The following is a 16,461-nucleotide window of genomic DNA, read 5'->3' as shown; positions in this document are numbered from 1 at the left end:
TAGGGATTACTCCTAACTATACCGATAGCAGCACGTTGAGCAAGATAAGTGATAATCCAACTAGGGATAACTATCAGCAATCGAAACTACCATCAGGGATTAATCCTAACTATACCGATAGCAATAGTAATAATAAGATAGGGCATCATCCAACTAGCCTTAATTACTCCCAATCCTTGATACCACAAGGGATTGCTCCTAACTATACCGATAGCAGCAGTAACAATAAGATCACTAATCAGACAAATAGCGCTAATTACCAGCAATCCTTGATACCACAAGGGATTAATCCTAACTATACCGATAGCAGCAGTAACAATAAGATCACTAATCAGACAAATAGCGCTAATTACCAGCAATCCTTGATACCACAAGGGATTAATCCTAACTATACCGATAGCAGCAGTAACAGCAATCAACCAAGACCGACTACAGCAGAATTCCCTTTGGTTCCACAGCAAAAGGCTCCCTATCTTCAACACTCCGATCAGGGTAAACTGAATCAAGGAAACCAACTAGCTGCTGAGGTTAATTCAAATCAATTTAATTCAGAAATAATAGAAGCATCAACAGTCAACAGTGAACATCCTCCAACCCTACCGCGAAAAGCATCATCCCAAAGCAAACCGACTATCCAAGTAACCATCGGTTCTATAGACGTACGGGCTAGTAAGCCACCAGCACCACCACGTCGTACTCGTTCTATAAATAGGGCTTCGAGCCTATCTCTCAAGGATTACCTGAAACACCGTAATGGAGGAAGGTGATGAGCAATGCTCTTGCGATCGCAGCAGTTACCAAAACCTTGCAAAAACTGATCAGGCAAGGCATCGAACAGGAAGACGCCGGTGCAGAGGTAAGCACTCAGCCCCTGGATAAAGCTGGAGGAAACGGCAATACTCAAAAAAAGATTAATATCTTTCTCTACCAAAGCTTAGCTAACGCGGCTTGGCGCAATTTAGATATGCCGAATCGGGTCAAGCCAGGGGAAACCAGTAAACCGCCCTTGGCCTTGAACCTCTATTACTTGATTACTGCTTATGGCAAGGATAACGATATCGAAGACCACCGCCTGTTAGGAATAGCAATGCGTATCCTACACGATAATGCCTTGCTCCATCCTAAGCAAATTGAAGGAGTATTGCCCGATAGTGACTTGCACAATCAAGTAGAACGGATTAGCATTACCCCGATCACCCTATCCCTGGAAGAAGTATCAAAACTGTGGGGTACCTTTCAAACTCAGTATCGGATTTCTGCGGCCTATCAGGTTTCCGTAGTATTAATTGAAAGCGCTCAGGCGGTGAAAGCTCCTCTGCCGGTCTTAAGCCGTGGCGAACCAAACCTAAACAACGGTCGTGATAGTGGCATTGCCATTCAACCTGACTTAACCTCTTCCTTTCCTACCCTAGAAACCCTGCAAACTCCCAATCAACAGCCATCCCTTCGTTTGGGTGAGAACTTAACTCTGCGGGGTCATCACTTAGATAGTGAAGAGACTATAGTGGTAGAGTTTAGGCATCCCCGTCTCAGCCAAGCCATTCAACTTACACCGAAGCCAGGGGCTACAGCTACCACCCTGGAAGTTGAGCTTCCTGTTGATGGTAATCAATGGTTGGCTGGGTTTTATACAGTAACAGTTGGGGTTAAGCGCAATGGCAAGCAACAAGTGACTAATGCTCTGTCCTTTTCCCTAGCCCCTAAGATCGAGGAAATGACTATATCTACAGCTACCGGAAACCAGCAGCAGTTGACTTTGACCTGTAATCCACCGGTATGGTTAGGGAAGCCAGACAATTCATCAGTGATCCTAGGACAACAGGTAGGGTTTTTGTTAAGCGATCGCGAATTGTTACCCTTGTCGGAATTTTTGCCATCAGTTACAACTACTTCTTCTGACCCATCACCAGACCAGAAGACCAATAGCCTCGTTTTTGATATCACCGGTATTGCTGCTGGGGATTACTGGGTGCGCCTGCGGGTGGATGGAGTTGACAGCTTACTGGTGAATCGAACAGTTACACCTCCTGTTTTTTACTCAACCGAGAAGCTAACGGTGAGTGGGTGATGGGGAGTGTGGGGTGATGGGGAGATGGGGTGATGGGGAGATGGGGTGATGGGGTGATGGGGAGCTAATCTTGTAGGGTGGGCAAATGGACATGATTCGTGATCAACTTGTCAAATGATCAGAATTTGCCCACCAAACCCTTCTCTAAATGCGTTCGCGTAGCGTGACCGTAGGTCAATCGCGTAGCGTGCGCCAATGCGCAATCGCTTTAGGTTTGACACTGGGAAAATTACTCATGCCAAGATACTTAATGGCTTCACAATTAAATCTTCTCGCTAGATTTGCTGATTATCAGCCCTTAAACTTTCAATATATAATTCAATAGCTTCTGTAATATTATCGATCGCTTCTTCAAAAGAATCTCCTTGAGAATGACAACTTTTTAGGATCGGACAAATAGCGTGATAACCTCCCTCTGATTCTTTTTCCAGAATAACTGTATAATTTTAAATTTGTTTAGTGTTGTTGTCCATAGGTTTTAAACTTATTTGTGATCTATAGCAAAGGGAGTAGGGAGTAGGGAGTAGGGAGTAGTGCGATCGCCGATCTTGTAGATTGGGTTGAGGGAATCTATAGTTTTGATAAAACTGATCGATTCTATGGGAGAGCAAAACCCAACACCATCCCCTTTTTTTCCAGTAAGTATTTGTTGGGATTCCTTGCCTCAACTGGGGAGCTAACACACCCTAATTTCATGATGGTGTGTTGTTGAGCTAAGATTAAAATACGCTCAGCTTTTATCAAAAGCTTATACTTTGCTCCCATTGATCATGCCGAAACTGGATATTATTCATAATGCTGTGAAAAATGCACTGATTAAAGATGGATGGATAATCACTGACGATCCCTATATTATTGAATATAGAAAAACAAAACTCTATGCCGATCTAGGAGCTGAACGGCCCATTGCGGTTCAACGAAATGAACAAAAACTTGTGGTTGAAGTCAAAAGCTTTGTCGGTACATCAAAATTGCAAGATTTAAAAGAAGCTCTTGGTCAATATGATATCTATCGCTATCTTCTGGATGCAGCGCGGTCTTGGGGGTTTCCCCCATGAGCGACTGCATGATGAAACTGCACCTGAACGAAAACTTTATCTAGCTATTAGTAGCATTGCCTACAAAAACTTTTTTACTCAAGATGTGATTCAATTAATAGTCACTAGACATCAACTTCCCTTAATTATTGTAGATACTGAATTAGAAGAGGTAAGACAATGGATAAATTAGCCCAATACCCCAATATTATCAAACAACTATTAACTGACTATATCGAATTATGTCAAAAACGTTCTCAGGAGGCGATTGATAATTTTCTGATTGCGGATGAAGCAAATGGTCACTATATTTGGATGAATTTAGGATGGCAAAATGGAGAAAAAATTACCGGAATGACCGTATATGTTCGTCTTCGAGAAGGAAAATTTTGGATTGAGGAAGACTGGACAGAAGAAGGAATTGCTACCGACCTTGTCCGTGCTGGAGTTCCCAAAGAGGATATTGTCTTAGCGTTTCATGAGCCAAAAATGCGACAATACACAGATTTTGCTGTTGCTTAGGCGATCGCTAATCTTGTAGGGTGGGCAAATGGACAANTGGCAAACCTAGGAGATGATGTGCTTAAGCCCTTCCTCCTAGGTTTGCCATGGCTTGGAATACACCAGTGAGTAATTGATTAATTTGATTTGGTGCTAATTGTTGCTTGATGCCAACACTCATGGTTCGTTGAAACATCCAAGTTACGCCAATATTAGGCTGATAGGGTTGTAGTTGGGCTAAAGCATTCCGGTCTAGCAAATCATAGTCCAAGGCTTCATTAATTCCATTACTTAGACGCTTTAAATGTCTGACCATGGAACCAAATCCACCAAAACTGACTGGTGATTGCCCACCACTGCTATCCCCTATGGGTAAAATCCGATTCCAAGGCATTCTTAGGGGGCTTTTTTGATAGGAAGGAAAAAAGCCAAATAGTACTCGTTTAAAGTCAAGTTGGGATAAGTCTACTCCCTGGTATTCTGGTAACAGACGAAAGTATTCGTCACATAAAAATTCTAAACTAGGACGTTCGGGATTAGCATCTAAGTAGGTAAATAAATAAGTTGTTCTACCATCACGAGCTGGAAATGCTTCCCAGAAATATTGACATTGATTTTGGATAGGAGTGAAGGATACAATTAAATCCCCCATGTCATTTTTAGGATAGCCTTGAGCACAGCTACCAACCACTAAACAAACTCCTTCTGGTTTCTGACCTTGCCTGACTTGCTGCACAATTGGGGAAAAATGTCCCATGGCATCTATCAGTAAGCGAGCTTTAAGTTCGGTTACAGGTTGAAGGTTTGTTTGGGTTGAAGGTTGAAGGTTTGTGTTGGTTGAAGGTTGGAGGTTTGTGTTGGTTGAAGGTTGAAGGTTGGTTTGGGTTGAAGGTTCGAGGTTGGTATCGGTTGAAGGTTGAAGGTTGGTTTGGGTTGAAGGTTCGAGGTTGGTATCGGTTGAAGGTTCCAAGTTAGTATCGGTTGAAGGTTCCAAGTTAGAACTTTCAACCTCCAACCGGTCAACCTCCAAAGGGTCAACCTTCAACCTTTCAACCTTCAACCTTTCAACCTCCGATGGGTTAACTTTTAACCCCATTGAGACGCCATCGGGATGAATAGTGGCTTGTGTAAAGGATGTCTTTTCAAAGAGCTTACCTCCCACAGCTAAAAATTTGGCTTTGAGGGTATCGAGCAGAAAGACTGGGTCAACACCAATGTTGAGTACGTCGTTTACCAAGAAATCAGGACCCTGGAAAAAACTGATCCGAGCTGGGTTATACTCGGATGCGATCGCATTTTCTAATTCCGCCGTTGAGAGTAACTCAAGTTCCAGGAATACCTCCAGTTCTTGGCGAGAGATATTCCACTCTTGGTCTCTACCGCGCAAAACCCCCCGTTCAACTACGGCAACTCGCCAGCCTCGCTGTTGTAGAGCAGCACCAATCAGAATTCCCAAGGTACCGCCACAGATTACTACATCCAAGTCTAGGGTGCCTAATCCCTCTTCGGTTTCTGTAATCACCTCTGGGATTGGAGTTGTGCCATCTCGTAAGGCTTTCCAGACTTTGTCAGCACTGCGCAGGCGTCCGAGAACATCACCAGGTAACTGGGATAGGATTTGTTCGGTTTGACTCATGGATGTTGGTTGATACTTAGATGCTAAGACTTTCTCTGTTTTATTTTAAATTTCCACAAGGCTCAGAGGCTGATGCGATTGACCGTAGGTCACGCTACGCGATCGCACTTAAGCATTCAGCTATCAGCTATCAGTTATCAGCATTCAGCATTCAGCATTCAGCATTCAGCATTCAGCATTCAGCATTCAGTTATCAGTTATCAGTTATCAGTTATCAGTTATCAGTTATCAGTTATCAGTTATCAGTTATCATTTATCAGCTTAAGCGCTACGCGAACAGCCATTGGCCGAAGGCTCACGGCTGACCGCTGACCACTGACGGCTGACCGCTGATTGCTGACCGCTGATCGCTGCATGCTTACGTAGAATCCATCAATCGTGCTCTACAGCTTAAGAGCATCGAAATCTTGAGATTTGTAACAAAATCACTATTCCCAAAACAAAGTATGACAAATTGTCATACTTGAATATTAAAATAATTACCACGACGAAATATTCGTCATTGTTTTGATGCAAAGTGCGAATGGGGGTTTCCCCCTGTTGCCTTGCTCAATCGCTCGTTTAGCCAAAGGAAGCTGTATCCGCCGCCCGGCTTCCTCCCCGCCCAAACTAGGATGGGGTATTCAGCGGCAAGTGAATCAAGAAAATGTTCAAAAAACTAGGTTTAGTTCTTGCTAGTCTCTTACTGGCCATCGCCACCTTTGCGATGTCCGTAGCACCTGCTACTGCAGCTACCGTAGAAGTGGACATGGGTTCGACTAAAGGTTTTCCCATGCAATTTGTTCCTAATGAAGTTACCATTTCTGCTGGAGATACCGTTAAGTGGGTTAATAAGAAGATGTTTCCTCACAACGTAATCTTCGAAGGAGATGCAGCAGACAAATCTCACAAAAAGTATGCCTACAAACCAGGTGAATCCTTTACAGCCACATTTGATCAGACTGGAACTTACAAGTATTTCTGCGCACCCCACCGTGGTGCAGGTATGACTGGCAAAGTTATTGTGAAATAGTCGCATCAATTAAGTAATATATCTCTAGGAATAAGGTGGGCAATGCCCACCTTATTTTGTTAACTTTTGTTATAACTTTGACAGCCTGTCGTTTGACAGAGTTCCTCCTCTTAGTGAACGCTAATATCTGGCTTAACGCCATACTAAGAGGAGAAACACTTTGAAAAAAATACTAATTGCGATTCTGCTAGTTTTCGCTTTAATAACGTTCAGCTTCCCTGATTCCGCTTTAGCTGCTGGTGATGCGGCTAAAGGAGAAGCGGTATTTAACGCTAACTGCAATGCTTGTCATCAGGGCGGTGTAAACAGAGTCATACCCATGAAAAATCTGAAGAAGGAGGCCCTGGAGAAATTTGGGATGTATTCTGCTGCAGCTATCATCAAACAAGTCACAAACGGCAAAGGAGCTATGCCTCGCTTTGGTGGTCGTTTAAAACCCGACCAAATTGAAAATGTAGCTGCTTATGTTTTAGACCAGGCTGATAAGTGGTAGACTGCATTAAGTGACTAGTTTTTAATAAATCATCCCGTAGGGTGCGTTAGGCGCGGTGTTCAATAAACTAGCAACAGTTTAGAGTTTACGCCAGAAGCGCCGTAACGCACCAGCCATGGCTGTTTCAAAATTAATTAAGGTAAGCAGTCAGCAGAAGGATGTCGATGGCGCGGTCTGCGCCCCTCTGTCTTGTCAAGGATTTCAGTGCCACGCCAGTAGGGTGCGTTAGGTGCGGCGTAATCAACTAGCAACAGTTTAGAGTTTACGTCAGGAGCGCCGTAACGCACCAGCCATGAATGAATTAAGAATTTAGAATTAAGAATTAAGAATTAAGAATTAAGAATTAAGAATTGGGAATTCAAGAGAATTCGCGAATGCGCAAAGGTAGGATTTTCAAGTCTCAAGTCTCAAGTTTCAAGTCTCAAGTTTCAACTATCTGGCTGGAATTGCCATAGAGATTGCCCAGAAAGCTGGTGAAGCGGGTGAGGTACCAGTGGGTGCCGTGATTGTAGACAGTGAAGGTAAGTTAATTGCTACAGGAGAGAATCGTCGAGAGCGGGACAAAGACCCCACTGCTCATGCCGAAATCCTGGCACTCCGTGCTGCTGGTCAACAGCTGCAAAGCTGGCATCTTAATACCTGCACTCTCTACGTTACCTTGGAACCTTGTCCCATGTGTGCCGGAGCGATTATCTTAGCACGACTCGGTCTTCTGGTTTATGGTGTGGACGATCCTAAAACTGGCAGCATTCGCACCGTTGCTAATCTTCCTGATAGTGCTTGTTCTAATCACCGGTTGCCAGTAATAGCGGGAATTATGGAATCCGTTTGTCGGGAACAGTTACAATCTTGGTTTACCGAGCGACGCAAAAGACAATAGCAATTCGACCTTGGGTGAGTTGCTGACACCCTTGGGGTTTTAGGGAGTAGGGAGTAGGGAGTAGGGAACAGGGAAGAAAGAACAGGGAAGTCGAACCTGGGCAAAAATTCTTTGTATAGCAGTCGCCAGGGCAGGCGCGGACATGACAAAAGTCTCAAACCTAAGTAAGCGCAAGAGTTTGACTTCTGACTTCTGACTTCTGACTTCTGACTTCTGCTATACCTCCGCAGTCTTCATGGAGTTGCTGATCTGACTCCCGATCTCCCGATCTACCGATCTCCCAATCTACCAACACTTCCAACACTTCCCTCTCTTTCCCTACTCCCTACTCCCTGCTCCCTGCTCCCTTACCCCTAAAACTGATTAACTTTAGCAAGTTAACTTCAGCCACACCATTAATAGCCTTCCTATAGATAGCCAACAGACAAGGGCATGACACCACAAGAAGTGTCCTGTGAGTGTCAAATATTGAGTTCGAAACCACATACAGTAGAAGTGAAGGTTAAGGATTTAGTAAAAACCCTTGATCATTCATAGTTTAGCTCTACTTGCAGTAAGTAGGATTGACCAATGACAACAACGTTAAAAAGCACTTCTGATTATGGTAACGATCACGGTAACCCCATAAAAGCCATGTCTGTAGATTCTGGTATTTGCCACGGGTTAATTAACATTATCTATCCCTTAGCACGGCGTGTTGTCATTCCGTTTCATTTTGGTCAACTTACCGTAACAGGGCAAGAGAACGTTCCTAAGACAGGTCCTATTATTTTAGCTCCCACCCATCGCTCTCGTTGGGATGCGTTAATGGTTCCTTACGCCGTTGGTAAACCCGTAACCGGACGTGACTTGCGGTATATGGTCTCAGCCAATGAAATCTATGGCCTACAGGGTTGGTTGATCCGTCGCCTAGGAGGGTTCCCCGTAAATACTGGACGTGGAGGAATTAGCAGTATCCGCCACACTGTGGAACTTCTGAGTAATGGCGAAGCACTGGTAATGTTTCCTGAAGGCAATATCTTCCGTAATGGTGAAGTAAACCCCTTAAAACCTGGTATGGCTCGTATTGCCTTGCAGGTAGAATCATCTCACCCTGGTATTGGTCTCAATATTGTACCGATTTCTCTTAATTATAGCCAGCCTATCCCTACATGGGGTTGTGATGTCACAGTTACTGTTGGATCCCCGATTAGTGTAGCAGATTATAGTACCAAGTCAGTTAAAAAAGGAGCTGCACAGCTTACCCATGACCTGCATACAGCGATGACCAACTTAGACAAGAGTTATCCACAAAACTGTTCCAAAAAAAAGCTCCTGTAGAGTACAGGAGCTGTAAAAATCACTTAGCTTTAGTTAGCTATTACTTAGCCTTTAATTAGCCTTTCTTAGTCTGATTTAGTATTGAGTTATTCACTCAATCCAATCACCTAGTCAAGGTCAGGCATACTCAGTACAGCTTCAGTTTCACGCTCAATACCTTTCTCGAATCCAGCAGCGGCAGCCCGTGCACGACCAGCGTGCCAGAGGTGACCAACTAGGAAGAAGAAAGCCATCACAAAGTGGAAACTAGCCAACCAAGCACGAGGGTTGACATAGTTGAAGGAATTTGCCTCAGTAATAATACCACCTACAGAGTTGATGGAACCGTTAGGAGCATGGGTCATGTACTCAGCAGCACGACGTAGCTGCCAAGGCTGAATGTCATTTCTGAGCTTGTTAACATCCAGACCATTGGGACCCCGTAGAGGCTCCAACCACGGACCTTGGAAATCCCAGAAGCGCATGGTTTCACCACCGAAGATGATTTCACCAGTAGGAGAGCGCATCAGGTATTTACCCAGACCAGTAGGCCCTTGGGAAGACGCAATGTTAGCACCTAGGCGTTGGTCACGGGCTAAGAATACGAAAGACTGAGCTTGAGACGCTTCAGCATTGGTAGGACCATAGAACTCGCTAGGATAAGCGGTGTTGTTGAACCACACGTAGCAAGAGCAAATGAAGCCCATCATGGACAAGGCACCTAAGCTGTAGGAGAGGTAAGCTTCTCCAGACCAGACAAAGGCACGACGAGCCCAGCCGAAGGGTTTAGTCAGAATGTGGAATACACCACCAAAGATGCAGATCAGACCAATCCAGATATGACCGCCGATGATGTCTTCCATGTTGTTGACACCAATAATCCAACCTTCACCACCGAAGGGAGCATCGACTAAGTAGCCGAAGATCACACCAGGGTTCAGGGTTGGGTTAGTGATCAAACGAACAGCACCACCACCCGGTGCCCAAGAGTCATAAACACCGCCGACGAACATAGCCTTGATCACCAGCAAGAAGGCACCCAATCCTAAGATGATCAGGTGGAACCCGATGATACTAGTCATCTTGTTCTTATCCTTCCAGTCGTAACCAAAGAAGTTAGAATAACTTTCTAAGGCTTCAGGACCACGAACGGCGTGATAAATACCGCCAAAGCCCAATACGGCAGAAGAAATCAGGTGTAGGACACCAATAACAAAGTAGGGGAAAGTGTCAATAATTTCGCCACCAGGACCAACACCCCAACCCAAAGTAGCCATGTGAGGGATTAGAATCAATCCCTGCTCGAACACAGGCTTTTCGGGAATGTAGTGAGCAACCTCAAATAGGGTCATTGCGCCAGCCCAGAAAACGATCAGGCCAGCATGGGAAACATGAGCTCCCAGCAACTTACCAGAAAGGTTGATCAGACGGGCATTACCAGACCACCAGGCGAAACCGGAAGATTCTTGGTCGCGATTGCCCGCAACCATACCAATATTATTAGAGAGCGTTACCACGCGGTAGTACCTCCTCAGGGAACTCAAAGTTTTGGTGAGGTTGGTCTGCTGGAGCCATCCAAGCCCGCAGACCCTCATTTAGCAAAATGTTCTTGGTATAGAACGTTTCAAATTCTGGATCTTCTGCTGCCCGGATTTCCTGGGACACGAAGTCATAGGCTCGCAGGTTCAATGCTAAACCTACAATTCCTACTGCACTCATCCACAAGCCAGTTACTGGCACAAACAACATGAAGAAGTGTAACCAGCGCTTGTTGGAGAAGGCAATTCCGAAGATTTGAGACCAGAAGCGGTTAGCGGTGACCATGGAGTAGGTCTCTTCCGCTTGGGTCGGGTTGAACGCCCGGAAGGTATTGGCTTTGTCACCATCCTGGAACAGAGTATTTTCTACCGTTGCCCCATGAATAGCACACAGCAGAGCACCACCGAGTACCCCGGCTACCCCCATCATGTGGAAGGGATTGAGTGTCCAGTTGTGGAAGCCTTGCAGGAACAGGATGAAACGGAAGATACCTGCTACTCCGAAGCTAGGAGCAAAGAACCAGCTCGACTGTCCCAATGGGTACATCAGGAACACGCTGACAAATACTGGACTTGGGGGAGCACTCCAGCAAAAGTCCTGGGTGTTCGGCGGGAATGCCGCCTGTCGCGAGGGATAAACCCTTGTAATCAAGACGGACACCCCCACCACGAGAACGCAGGTGGGGGAAGCATTCATTAGTCCTCAAAACCTTAATAACTCAAGGGTTACGACTTATTCAGCTCGCCCTAATTATAAATTTAATAATACAGTTAATTTTAGCGATTTGCGACAATTTTAAGTACAAATTATGGTTTTTTGTTGCCTGTTGACTGTTCCCTGTGCCCTGTTCCCTGTTCCCTTTAGCATGCATGCTAAAGCCCTAAGACTGATTTAGCAATATTGAAATAAATCAGCACACCTAAGACATCAACAACTGTTGTAATAAATGGTGCGGACATCAGAGCTGGGTCTAAGCCTAGGTGACGGAACAGAAACGGTAGGGCTGAACCGGCAATTGATGCTAAAAGTGCGATCGCAATCAGACTCACTCCCACCGATAGGGCAACTGAAAAATCTCCTTGTAACCAGTAAGCCCATCCAGTAGCCATCGTACCCAAAATTACTCCTAGTAATAACCCCGCCAGTGCCTCTCGCCAAATCACTTGACCGGGGCCTAAGTCACGAATTTCATCAGTATTTAAGCCGCGAATCACCACCGTAGAAGACTGAGCTCCCACATTCCCACCAGTGCCAGTGAGTAAAGGGATAAAAGCTGCTAGGGCAACAACCTGCTGCAAAATAGACTCTTGAGACTTTATAATCGTACCCGTAACCGTATTAGTGAGTAACAATACAAATAACCAAACTACCCGTCGGCGGGCAACTGTGAATAAATTGGTTTGGAAATAATTATCCCCCTCCGATTGGACACCACCACCAACCGCGTACATATCTTCTGTTGCTTCCTGCTCCAAGATATCAATCACATCATCCACAGTGACAATACCCACTAGACGCTGCTCCCGGTCAACCACTGGTACAGCCAGGAAATCATAGCGTTGGATCATCCGTGCTACCTCTTCCTGGCCCGCATAGGTATAGACATATACCACATCACGAGTCATAATTTCACCCATGGTGGTCTCGGTGGCAGAAATCACCAAATCCCGCAGGGAAACAATCCCAGTCAAGTGTCGAGAGTTATCGGTTATATATAGGTAATATACGACTTCCGAGGTTTTGGCTAAGCTACGAATCTGATCCAATGTCTCGCTAACTGTCAAGTTTTCCTTGAGGGAAATATATTCAGGGGTCATGATTCGCCCTGCTGTTCCCTCCTCATACCCCAACAACAGAGCTGTCGCTCGGCGCTCCTTGGGACTTAACTGTGACTGCAAGCGTCGGACGACCTTAGCTGGTAACTCATCAAACAACCTGGCTCGATCATCTGGCGACATCTTATCTACGATATCCAGTACCTCCTGATGTTTAAACTTCTCAACTAGAGACTGTTGGACACTGGAGTCAAGATTTTCATACACCTCAATGGCCTCAGATTTAGACAATAAACGGAAGGCAATCACTTGCATTGCTTCTGGTAATCCTTCAATCGCTTCCGCAATGTCTACTGGTTGTACTGGTACCAGCACTTGCTTAGCACCCTGAAGATTACCTTGCTCCAGCAGTATCTGCAGCTGAGAACGCACCAGCTGTCGCAGTTCACTACGCGAGATTGTCTGGAGGGAAATTTGGTTTTCAGTCAATGCAAACCCTCCTCTTGAGTAGGTTTTACTTGTTTTTCAGTGCTGACTCAAGTCTAGATGCTTTTGTACCTGCTCCAAGACTCATCGGTAATTGGTAATTGGTAATTGGTAATTAGTACTTGGTAATTAGTTTTATATCAATTTATTAAGAAATGTAAAATACGAACCATTTTTACTGCTAATCAGGTTTCAGTTAACTTAACCAAAGTTAACACAGTTATCAAAACCTTTGTTTCTTAATTGGTCACTGACGCAACTATCCTTTGGATTCCGATATTCACCAATGGCACTACTTGAGGCATTATCGTCGAAGAGTATTTTCAGCGCAATAGTTATTGCATAGTGATCCCATCAAGCTAGATTTCCCTGTACCTGATCCACACCGATATTAATTAATTTATTAATAAAAATGGTGAAATTCTTTCCCTTCTTACCCTTCTCTCCCTCTTCTGGTGTTTCACCACTAAAATCGGATTGCTATCGATGGCCTTTTGGCCATGCTACGCGAACAACTGGTCTAGTCAATAGTATAAATGTACTATTGACTTATTTTGGGTTATAATGGTAAACACAAGCAATTATGATAAATTGCTACTATTAAAGGTTATTTAAATTAGATTTGCGAGTCTAATTATGCTTGATTGTCTCAATGCGGCTCGCTACTTCATCGTAAAAGCTTACGATGATGGCATGGAAGCTGAAATGACCAACATGAAGCTTCAAAAGCTTCTTTACTATGCACAAAGTCTACATCTAGCGCTTTACGATCAGCCATTGTTTGATGAAGAAATTCAAGCATGGCGATACGGTCCTGTGTGTCCTCGTGCTTACAGGTTTTACAGTGAGTTTGAAGCTAAGCAATTACCTATCCCTAAAAAAGACTTCCTCTCCAATATCCCTGATAATAAGATAGAGCTTCTAGAAGAAACTTGGGAATATTTTGGTAGCTACCATGCTTTTAGACTTAGTAATATGACCCATGGCGAGTTTCCTTGGCAAAAAGCTCGCAAAGGTTTACCATCTGACGCTAGCTCAACTGAGCCAATTCTTCGTAAGGATATGAAAGCATTAGGTGAGCAGAAGCTTGATGAAATAGAACGTCAGCACCCTGCATATGAATCGGTGATATCAGCAGTTTTGGAGGAAGCTTTTACTTCATCATCTTCAAATCTTATTTGTAAAGGAGAAGTGAGTGACTGGATCAAATCCCTTCTCGATTGAAGCGTCACATAAGTTCAAGCGTTCTTTAAAAAAACTTGCGAAATTTCACGGGAATAGCTTTGTTGAGCTTGTCACCCAAATCGTAGAAAATTTAAAACAAGACCCATATCCCAGAAAGTACCGCCAAGAACCTTTACCAAAAAAGACTAACTTATATGATGAAGGATGGACATTTCATAAGCTGGAGTTTACGGTGTCCAAAGGTGCTTCTGGACAAATCAGATTGATGTATTTAGTTAATACCACGACATCAGTTATTAAACTTGTTTGGATATACACTCATAAGCAGTTCGAAAAACGCCCTGATGACAAAGATCTTAGGAGTGTGATCCAACAAATTCTAGAGGATTAGCTTTTGCGTTCGCGTAGCGGCTCTAAAGGAGCATCGCATTTCCCGAGTTGCTGCTCCTGGAACAGATAATGCTCTGTGCCTCTGGATTGACTCAAACTCCAGCAGCTAACAACCAACTGCTAATCAATACTAAACTAGAGTAGAGAGAAAGTAGGCGCAGGTGGTTGCGGATTCGCATTTTTCTGCGAGTCTGAGGAAAGTCCGGGCTCCCGAAAGACCAAACTTGCTGGGTAACGCCCAGTGCGGGTGACCGTGAGGATAGTGCCACAGAAACATACCGCCGATGGGAAGGATAAAGGTAGAAGGCTCCAGGATGAATCTATTCTTCCTGCCTTTTTCCTGATTCTTTCACAGGTAAGGGTGCAAAGGTGTGGTAAGAGCGCACCAGCAGCATCGAGAGGTGCTGGCTCGGTAAACCCCGGTTGGGAGCAAGGTCGAGAGGAACTACGGTTGGTCTTTTACCAGTTCCGGATATGGAGAACCGCATGAGGCGTCTGGTAACAGCCGTCCTAGATAGATAACCACCCTCTTTAGTAGCTTTTTCATTGTTGCTAGGGAGAACAGAACCCGGCTTATGTCCGACTTTCTCTCAATTTAGCTATAAGTCGTTAGTCATTAGACTTCTTGCAGACTCTGGTTAGTTACCAAGGACTCTCCGACTCACGACAACAGACACCCATGACCATCAAAGACCCCCGTCGTCAGAAGCAATTAGAGAAGTTAGTTCAAAAGTTAGGACTATCTCAGACAAAAGCTGTGAATTGGTCATTGCTAGATTTAGCACTGACTCACTGTAGTATCTCAGCAGAACACAACTATGAGCAGTTGGAGTTTGTTGGTGATGCTGTAATACGTTTAGCTAGCTCAGAATGGCTATGGGAAAATTATCCCAACTCTTCCGTTGGTGAGTTTGCTGCCATTCGTTCCGTACTGGTAAGCGATCGCATTCTGTCTCAACTCGCTCGCAGCTATGGTCTAGAGCGTTATTTACTGGTTTCCAATAGTGCCGCTGGTAACAAAGCTGGGGAAACATCCCGGTTAGCTGATGCCTTTGAAGCAGTATTGGGAGCATTATATTTAAGTACCCATACCCTAGAATTAGTCCGTCCTTGGCTAGACCCTCACTTACAAAAACTGACTACTGAAATTCGTCAAGACCCCGCCCGCCAAAACTACAAAGATGCTCTTCAGGAATGGACTCAAGCTCACTACAAACTGCTCCCAAAGTATCATCTGACCGAAAACCTGCAAGTGCATGGGGCAAACAACCGCTTCACTGCCCAAGTTTGGCTAAAAAATCGACAATTAGGTGAAGGTACAGGAAGATCGAAAAAAGCTGCGGAACAAGCAGCAGCCAAACAGGCATTTCTGGAATTGAGAGGGCAAAAATGAAAGAAACCGGAGTAGCGATATTGGGAGCAGGTCGCTGGGGGAAACACTTGGTCAGGAATTTCTTGACACACCCTGATGCTTGCTTAGTGGCAGTGGTTGATCCATACCCAGAAACCTTGGCAGCTATTAAAGATAAATATAACCTAGCTCCTGAGGTACGTTTGGCAACAGATTGGGAATCGATACGGGATCTCCCGACAATTGAGGCAGTGGTAATTGCTACTCCAGCAGTTACCCATTACACCCTAATTAAGGATGCTCTACAGCAGGGGAAACACGTCCTAGCAGAAAAACCCTTAACCCTTGATGTAGCTGAGTGTCTAGAATTGTGCCACCTGGCTCAAGAAAAGCAGCGACAGCTCATGGTTGACCATACCTATCTATTTCACCCAGCGGTCAAGCGGGCTCAAGAGGTTGTGAACTCGGAATGCTTAGGAGACTTACGCTATGGATACGCCGCCCGTACTAACTTAGGACCAGTACGTCAAGATGTCGATTCTCTCTGGGATTTAGCCATTCACGACATTGCTATTTTCAACCATTGCTTAGGACAGCTACCTGTTCAAGTCCAAGCTACTGGTAGGGTGTGGCTACAGTTTCAAAAAGACTTTCAAGTTAGCAACTTGCCGGTTACAACAGATAACCTTAAACCCGATAACCTTCAACCCGATAACCTTCAACCTCCTAACCTTCAACCTCCTAACCTTCAACCTCCTAACCTTCAACCTCCTAACCTTCAACCCAATAACCTTAAACCTTCAACCCCA

At 44.7% G+C, this 16,461-nt stretch carries 21 protein-coding genes, 1 other RNA gene and 1 pseudogene; 15 read left to right on the top strand and 8 right to left on the bottom strand.

Going from position 1 to position 16,461, the window contains the following annotated elements:
- Positions 1-767 (top strand): hypothetical protein (locus tag F6J94_RS04025; protein WP_293037084.1); only part of this gene is annotated, 767 nt, incomplete at its 5' end.
- Complete coding sequence (locus F6J94_RS04020) at positions 767-2,068, top strand: Pvc16 family protein (RefSeq protein WP_293037080.1); 1,302 nt, start codon at positions 767-769, stop codon at positions 2,066-2,068. The genes F6J94_RS04025 and F6J94_RS04020, both read left to right, overlap by 1 nt.
- A gap of 275 nt (positions 2,069-2,343) precedes the next feature.
- Here F6J94_RS04020 and F6J94_RS04015 read toward each other — a convergent pair whose 3' ends face one another.
- Together F6J94_RS04015 and F6J94_RS04010 are read right to left on the bottom strand one after the other, a co-directional pair.
- Positions 2,344-2,499: a type II toxin-antitoxin system HicB family antitoxin gene (locus tag F6J94_RS04015; protein WP_293037093.1), complete on the bottom strand. Its 156-nt coding sequence runs from the start codon at positions 2,497-2,499 to the stop codon at positions 2,344-2,346.
- Positions 2,500-2,514: 15 nt separating this feature from the next.
- Positions 2,515-2,679 carry a hypothetical protein gene (locus tag F6J94_RS04010; RefSeq protein ID WP_293037077.1) on the bottom strand — a complete coding sequence of 55 codons (165 nt, stop codon included), beginning with the start codon at positions 2,677-2,679 and terminating at the stop codon, positions 2,515-2,517.
- A gap of 159 nt (positions 2,680-2,838) precedes the next feature.
- Between F6J94_RS04010 and F6J94_RS04005 the strand changes: the two genes are divergently transcribed.
- The 3 genes from F6J94_RS04005 to F6J94_RS03995 are packed head-to-tail and all read left to right on the top strand — an operon-like array spanning position 2,839 to position 3,627.
- A complete protein-coding gene (locus F6J94_RS04005; RefSeq protein ID WP_293037074.1) occupies positions 2,839-3,126 on the top strand; it encodes an element excision factor XisH family protein in 288 nt (95 codons plus the stop codon).
- On the top strand, positions 3,071-3,298 hold the full coding sequence (locus tag F6J94_RS04000) for an element excision factor XisH family protein (RefSeq protein ID WP_367142157.1): 228 nt from the start codon (positions 3,071-3,073) through the stop codon (positions 3,296-3,298). The genes F6J94_RS04005 and F6J94_RS04000 overlap by 56 nt, the downstream gene beginning before the upstream one ends.
- Positions 3,286-3,627 carry a XisI protein gene (locus tag F6J94_RS03995; protein WP_293020711.1) on the top strand — a complete coding sequence of 114 codons (342 nt, stop codon included), beginning with the start codon at positions 3,286-3,288 and terminating at the stop codon, positions 3,625-3,627. Before F6J94_RS04000 ends, F6J94_RS03995 begins: the two co-directional genes overlap by 13 nt.
- 61 nt (positions 3,628-3,688) lie before the next feature.
- Here F6J94_RS03995 and F6J94_RS03990 read toward each other — a convergent pair whose 3' ends face one another.
- A complete protein-coding gene (locus F6J94_RS03990) occupies positions 3,689-5,242 on the bottom strand; it encodes an FAD-binding oxidoreductase (protein WP_293037070.1) in 1,554 nt (517 codons plus the stop codon).
- A gap of 20 nt (positions 5,243-5,262) precedes the next feature.
- On the opposite strand from F6J94_RS03990, the gene F6J94_RS03985 reads away from it, so the two are divergent.
- The 3 genes from F6J94_RS03985 (at position 5,263) to petJ (ending at position 6,747) form a co-directional block, all read left to right on the top strand.
- Complete coding sequence (locus F6J94_RS03985; RefSeq protein WP_293037067.1) at positions 5,263-5,547, top strand: hypothetical protein; 285 nt, start codon at positions 5,263-5,265, stop codon at positions 5,545-5,547.
- 341 nt (positions 5,548-5,888) lie between these two features.
- Positions 5,889-6,254, top strand: coding sequence for a plastocyanin (gene petE, locus F6J94_RS03980; protein ID WP_293037064.1), 366 nt, complete (start codon positions 5,889-5,891; stop codon positions 6,252-6,254).
- A 160-nt stretch (positions 6,255-6,414) separates the two neighbouring features.
- Complete coding sequence (gene petJ, locus F6J94_RS03975; protein WP_075901472.1) at positions 6,415-6,747, top strand: cytochrome c6 PetJ; 333 nt, start codon at positions 6,415-6,417, stop codon at positions 6,745-6,747.
- Between the two features lie 134 nt (positions 6,748-6,881).
- Here the strand turns inward: petJ and F6J94_RS03970 are convergent, their stop codons facing one another.
- Positions 6,882-7,034 carry a hypothetical protein gene (locus F6J94_RS03970; RefSeq protein WP_293037061.1) on the bottom strand — a complete coding sequence of 51 codons (153 nt, stop codon included), beginning with the start codon at positions 7,032-7,034 and terminating at the stop codon, positions 6,882-6,884.
- Positions 7,035-7,183: 149 nt separating this feature from the next.
- On the opposite strand from F6J94_RS03970, the gene F6J94_RS03965 reads away from it, so the two are divergent.
- Complete coding sequence (locus F6J94_RS03965; protein ID WP_293037090.1) at positions 7,184-7,627, top strand: nucleoside deaminase; 444 nt, start codon at positions 7,184-7,186, stop codon at positions 7,625-7,627.
- 160 nt (positions 7,628-7,787) lie between these two features.
- Here F6J94_RS03965 and F6J94_RS03960 read toward each other — a convergent pair whose 3' ends face one another.
- The gene (locus F6J94_RS03960; protein WP_293037058.1) at positions 7,788-7,931 is read right to left on the bottom strand and encodes a hypothetical protein; all 144 of its coding nucleotides are present in this window, start codon (positions 7,929-7,931) and stop codon (positions 7,788-7,790) included.
- A gap of 266 nt (positions 7,932-8,197) precedes the next feature.
- Between F6J94_RS03960 and F6J94_RS03955 the strand changes: the two genes are divergently transcribed.
- Entirely contained in the window at positions 8,198-8,947 is a 750-nt protein-coding gene (locus tag F6J94_RS03955; RefSeq protein ID WP_293037055.1) for a 1-acyl-sn-glycerol-3-phosphate acyltransferase, read from the top strand.
- Between the two features lie 107 nt (positions 8,948-9,054).
- On the opposite strand, the gene psbC is transcribed toward F6J94_RS03955, so the two are convergent.
- From psbC to mgtE, 3 genes and pseudogenes are all read right to left on the bottom strand, one after another.
- A complete protein-coding gene (psbC, locus tag F6J94_RS03950; RefSeq protein ID WP_293037087.1) occupies positions 9,055-10,416 on the bottom strand; it encodes a photosystem II reaction center protein CP43 in 1,362 nt (453 codons plus the stop codon).
- Between the two features lie 10 nt (positions 10,417-10,426).
- Positions 10,427-11,032: pseudogene (locus F6J94_RS03945) on the bottom strand (photosystem II D2 protein (photosystem q(a) protein)); the annotation flags it as partial.
- 305 nt (positions 11,033-11,337) lie between these two features.
- Positions 11,338-12,729, bottom strand: a complete 1,392-nt coding sequence (mgtE, locus tag F6J94_RS03940; protein ID WP_293037052.1) for a magnesium transporter — start codon at positions 12,727-12,729, stop codon at positions 11,338-11,340.
- 633 nt (positions 12,730-13,362) lie between these two features.
- Between mgtE and F6J94_RS03935 the strand changes: the two genes are divergently transcribed.
- From F6J94_RS03935 to F6J94_RS03915, 5 genes are all read left to right on the top strand, one after another.
- Positions 13,363-13,950: a Panacea domain-containing protein gene (locus tag F6J94_RS03935; RefSeq protein ID WP_293037049.1), complete on the top strand. Its 588-nt coding sequence runs from the start codon at positions 13,363-13,365 to the stop codon at positions 13,948-13,950.
- Positions 13,922-14,302 (top strand): hypothetical protein, encoded by a 381-nt coding sequence (locus F6J94_RS03930; RefSeq protein ID WP_293037046.1) that lies wholly within the window; start codon positions 13,922-13,924, stop codon positions 14,300-14,302. The genes F6J94_RS03935 and F6J94_RS03930 overlap by 29 nt, the downstream gene beginning before the upstream one ends.
- A 146-nt stretch (positions 14,303-14,448) precedes the next feature.
- Positions 14,449-14,893, top strand: an RNA gene (gene rnpB, locus F6J94_RS03925) — RNase P RNA component class A.
- A gap of 87 nt (positions 14,894-14,980) precedes the next feature.
- Positions 14,981-15,694 carry a ribonuclease III gene (rnc, locus tag F6J94_RS03920; protein ID WP_075903932.1) on the top strand — a complete coding sequence of 238 codons (714 nt, stop codon included), beginning with the start codon at positions 14,981-14,983 and terminating at the stop codon, positions 15,692-15,694.
- Positions 15,691-16,461: Gfo/Idh/MocA family oxidoreductase (locus F6J94_RS03915; RefSeq protein WP_293037043.1), on the top strand; the 771-nt coding region annotated here is incomplete at its 3' end. The genes rnc and F6J94_RS03915, both read left to right, overlap by 4 nt.

The organism is Moorena sp. SIO1F2 (assembly GCF_010672755.1).
GTDB lineage: Bacteria > Cyanobacteriota > Cyanobacteriia > Cyanobacteriales > Coleofasciculaceae > Moorena.
The sequence above is the reverse complement of the archived record's forward strand: the minus strand, read 5'-3'. Positions and strand labels throughout refer to the sequence as shown.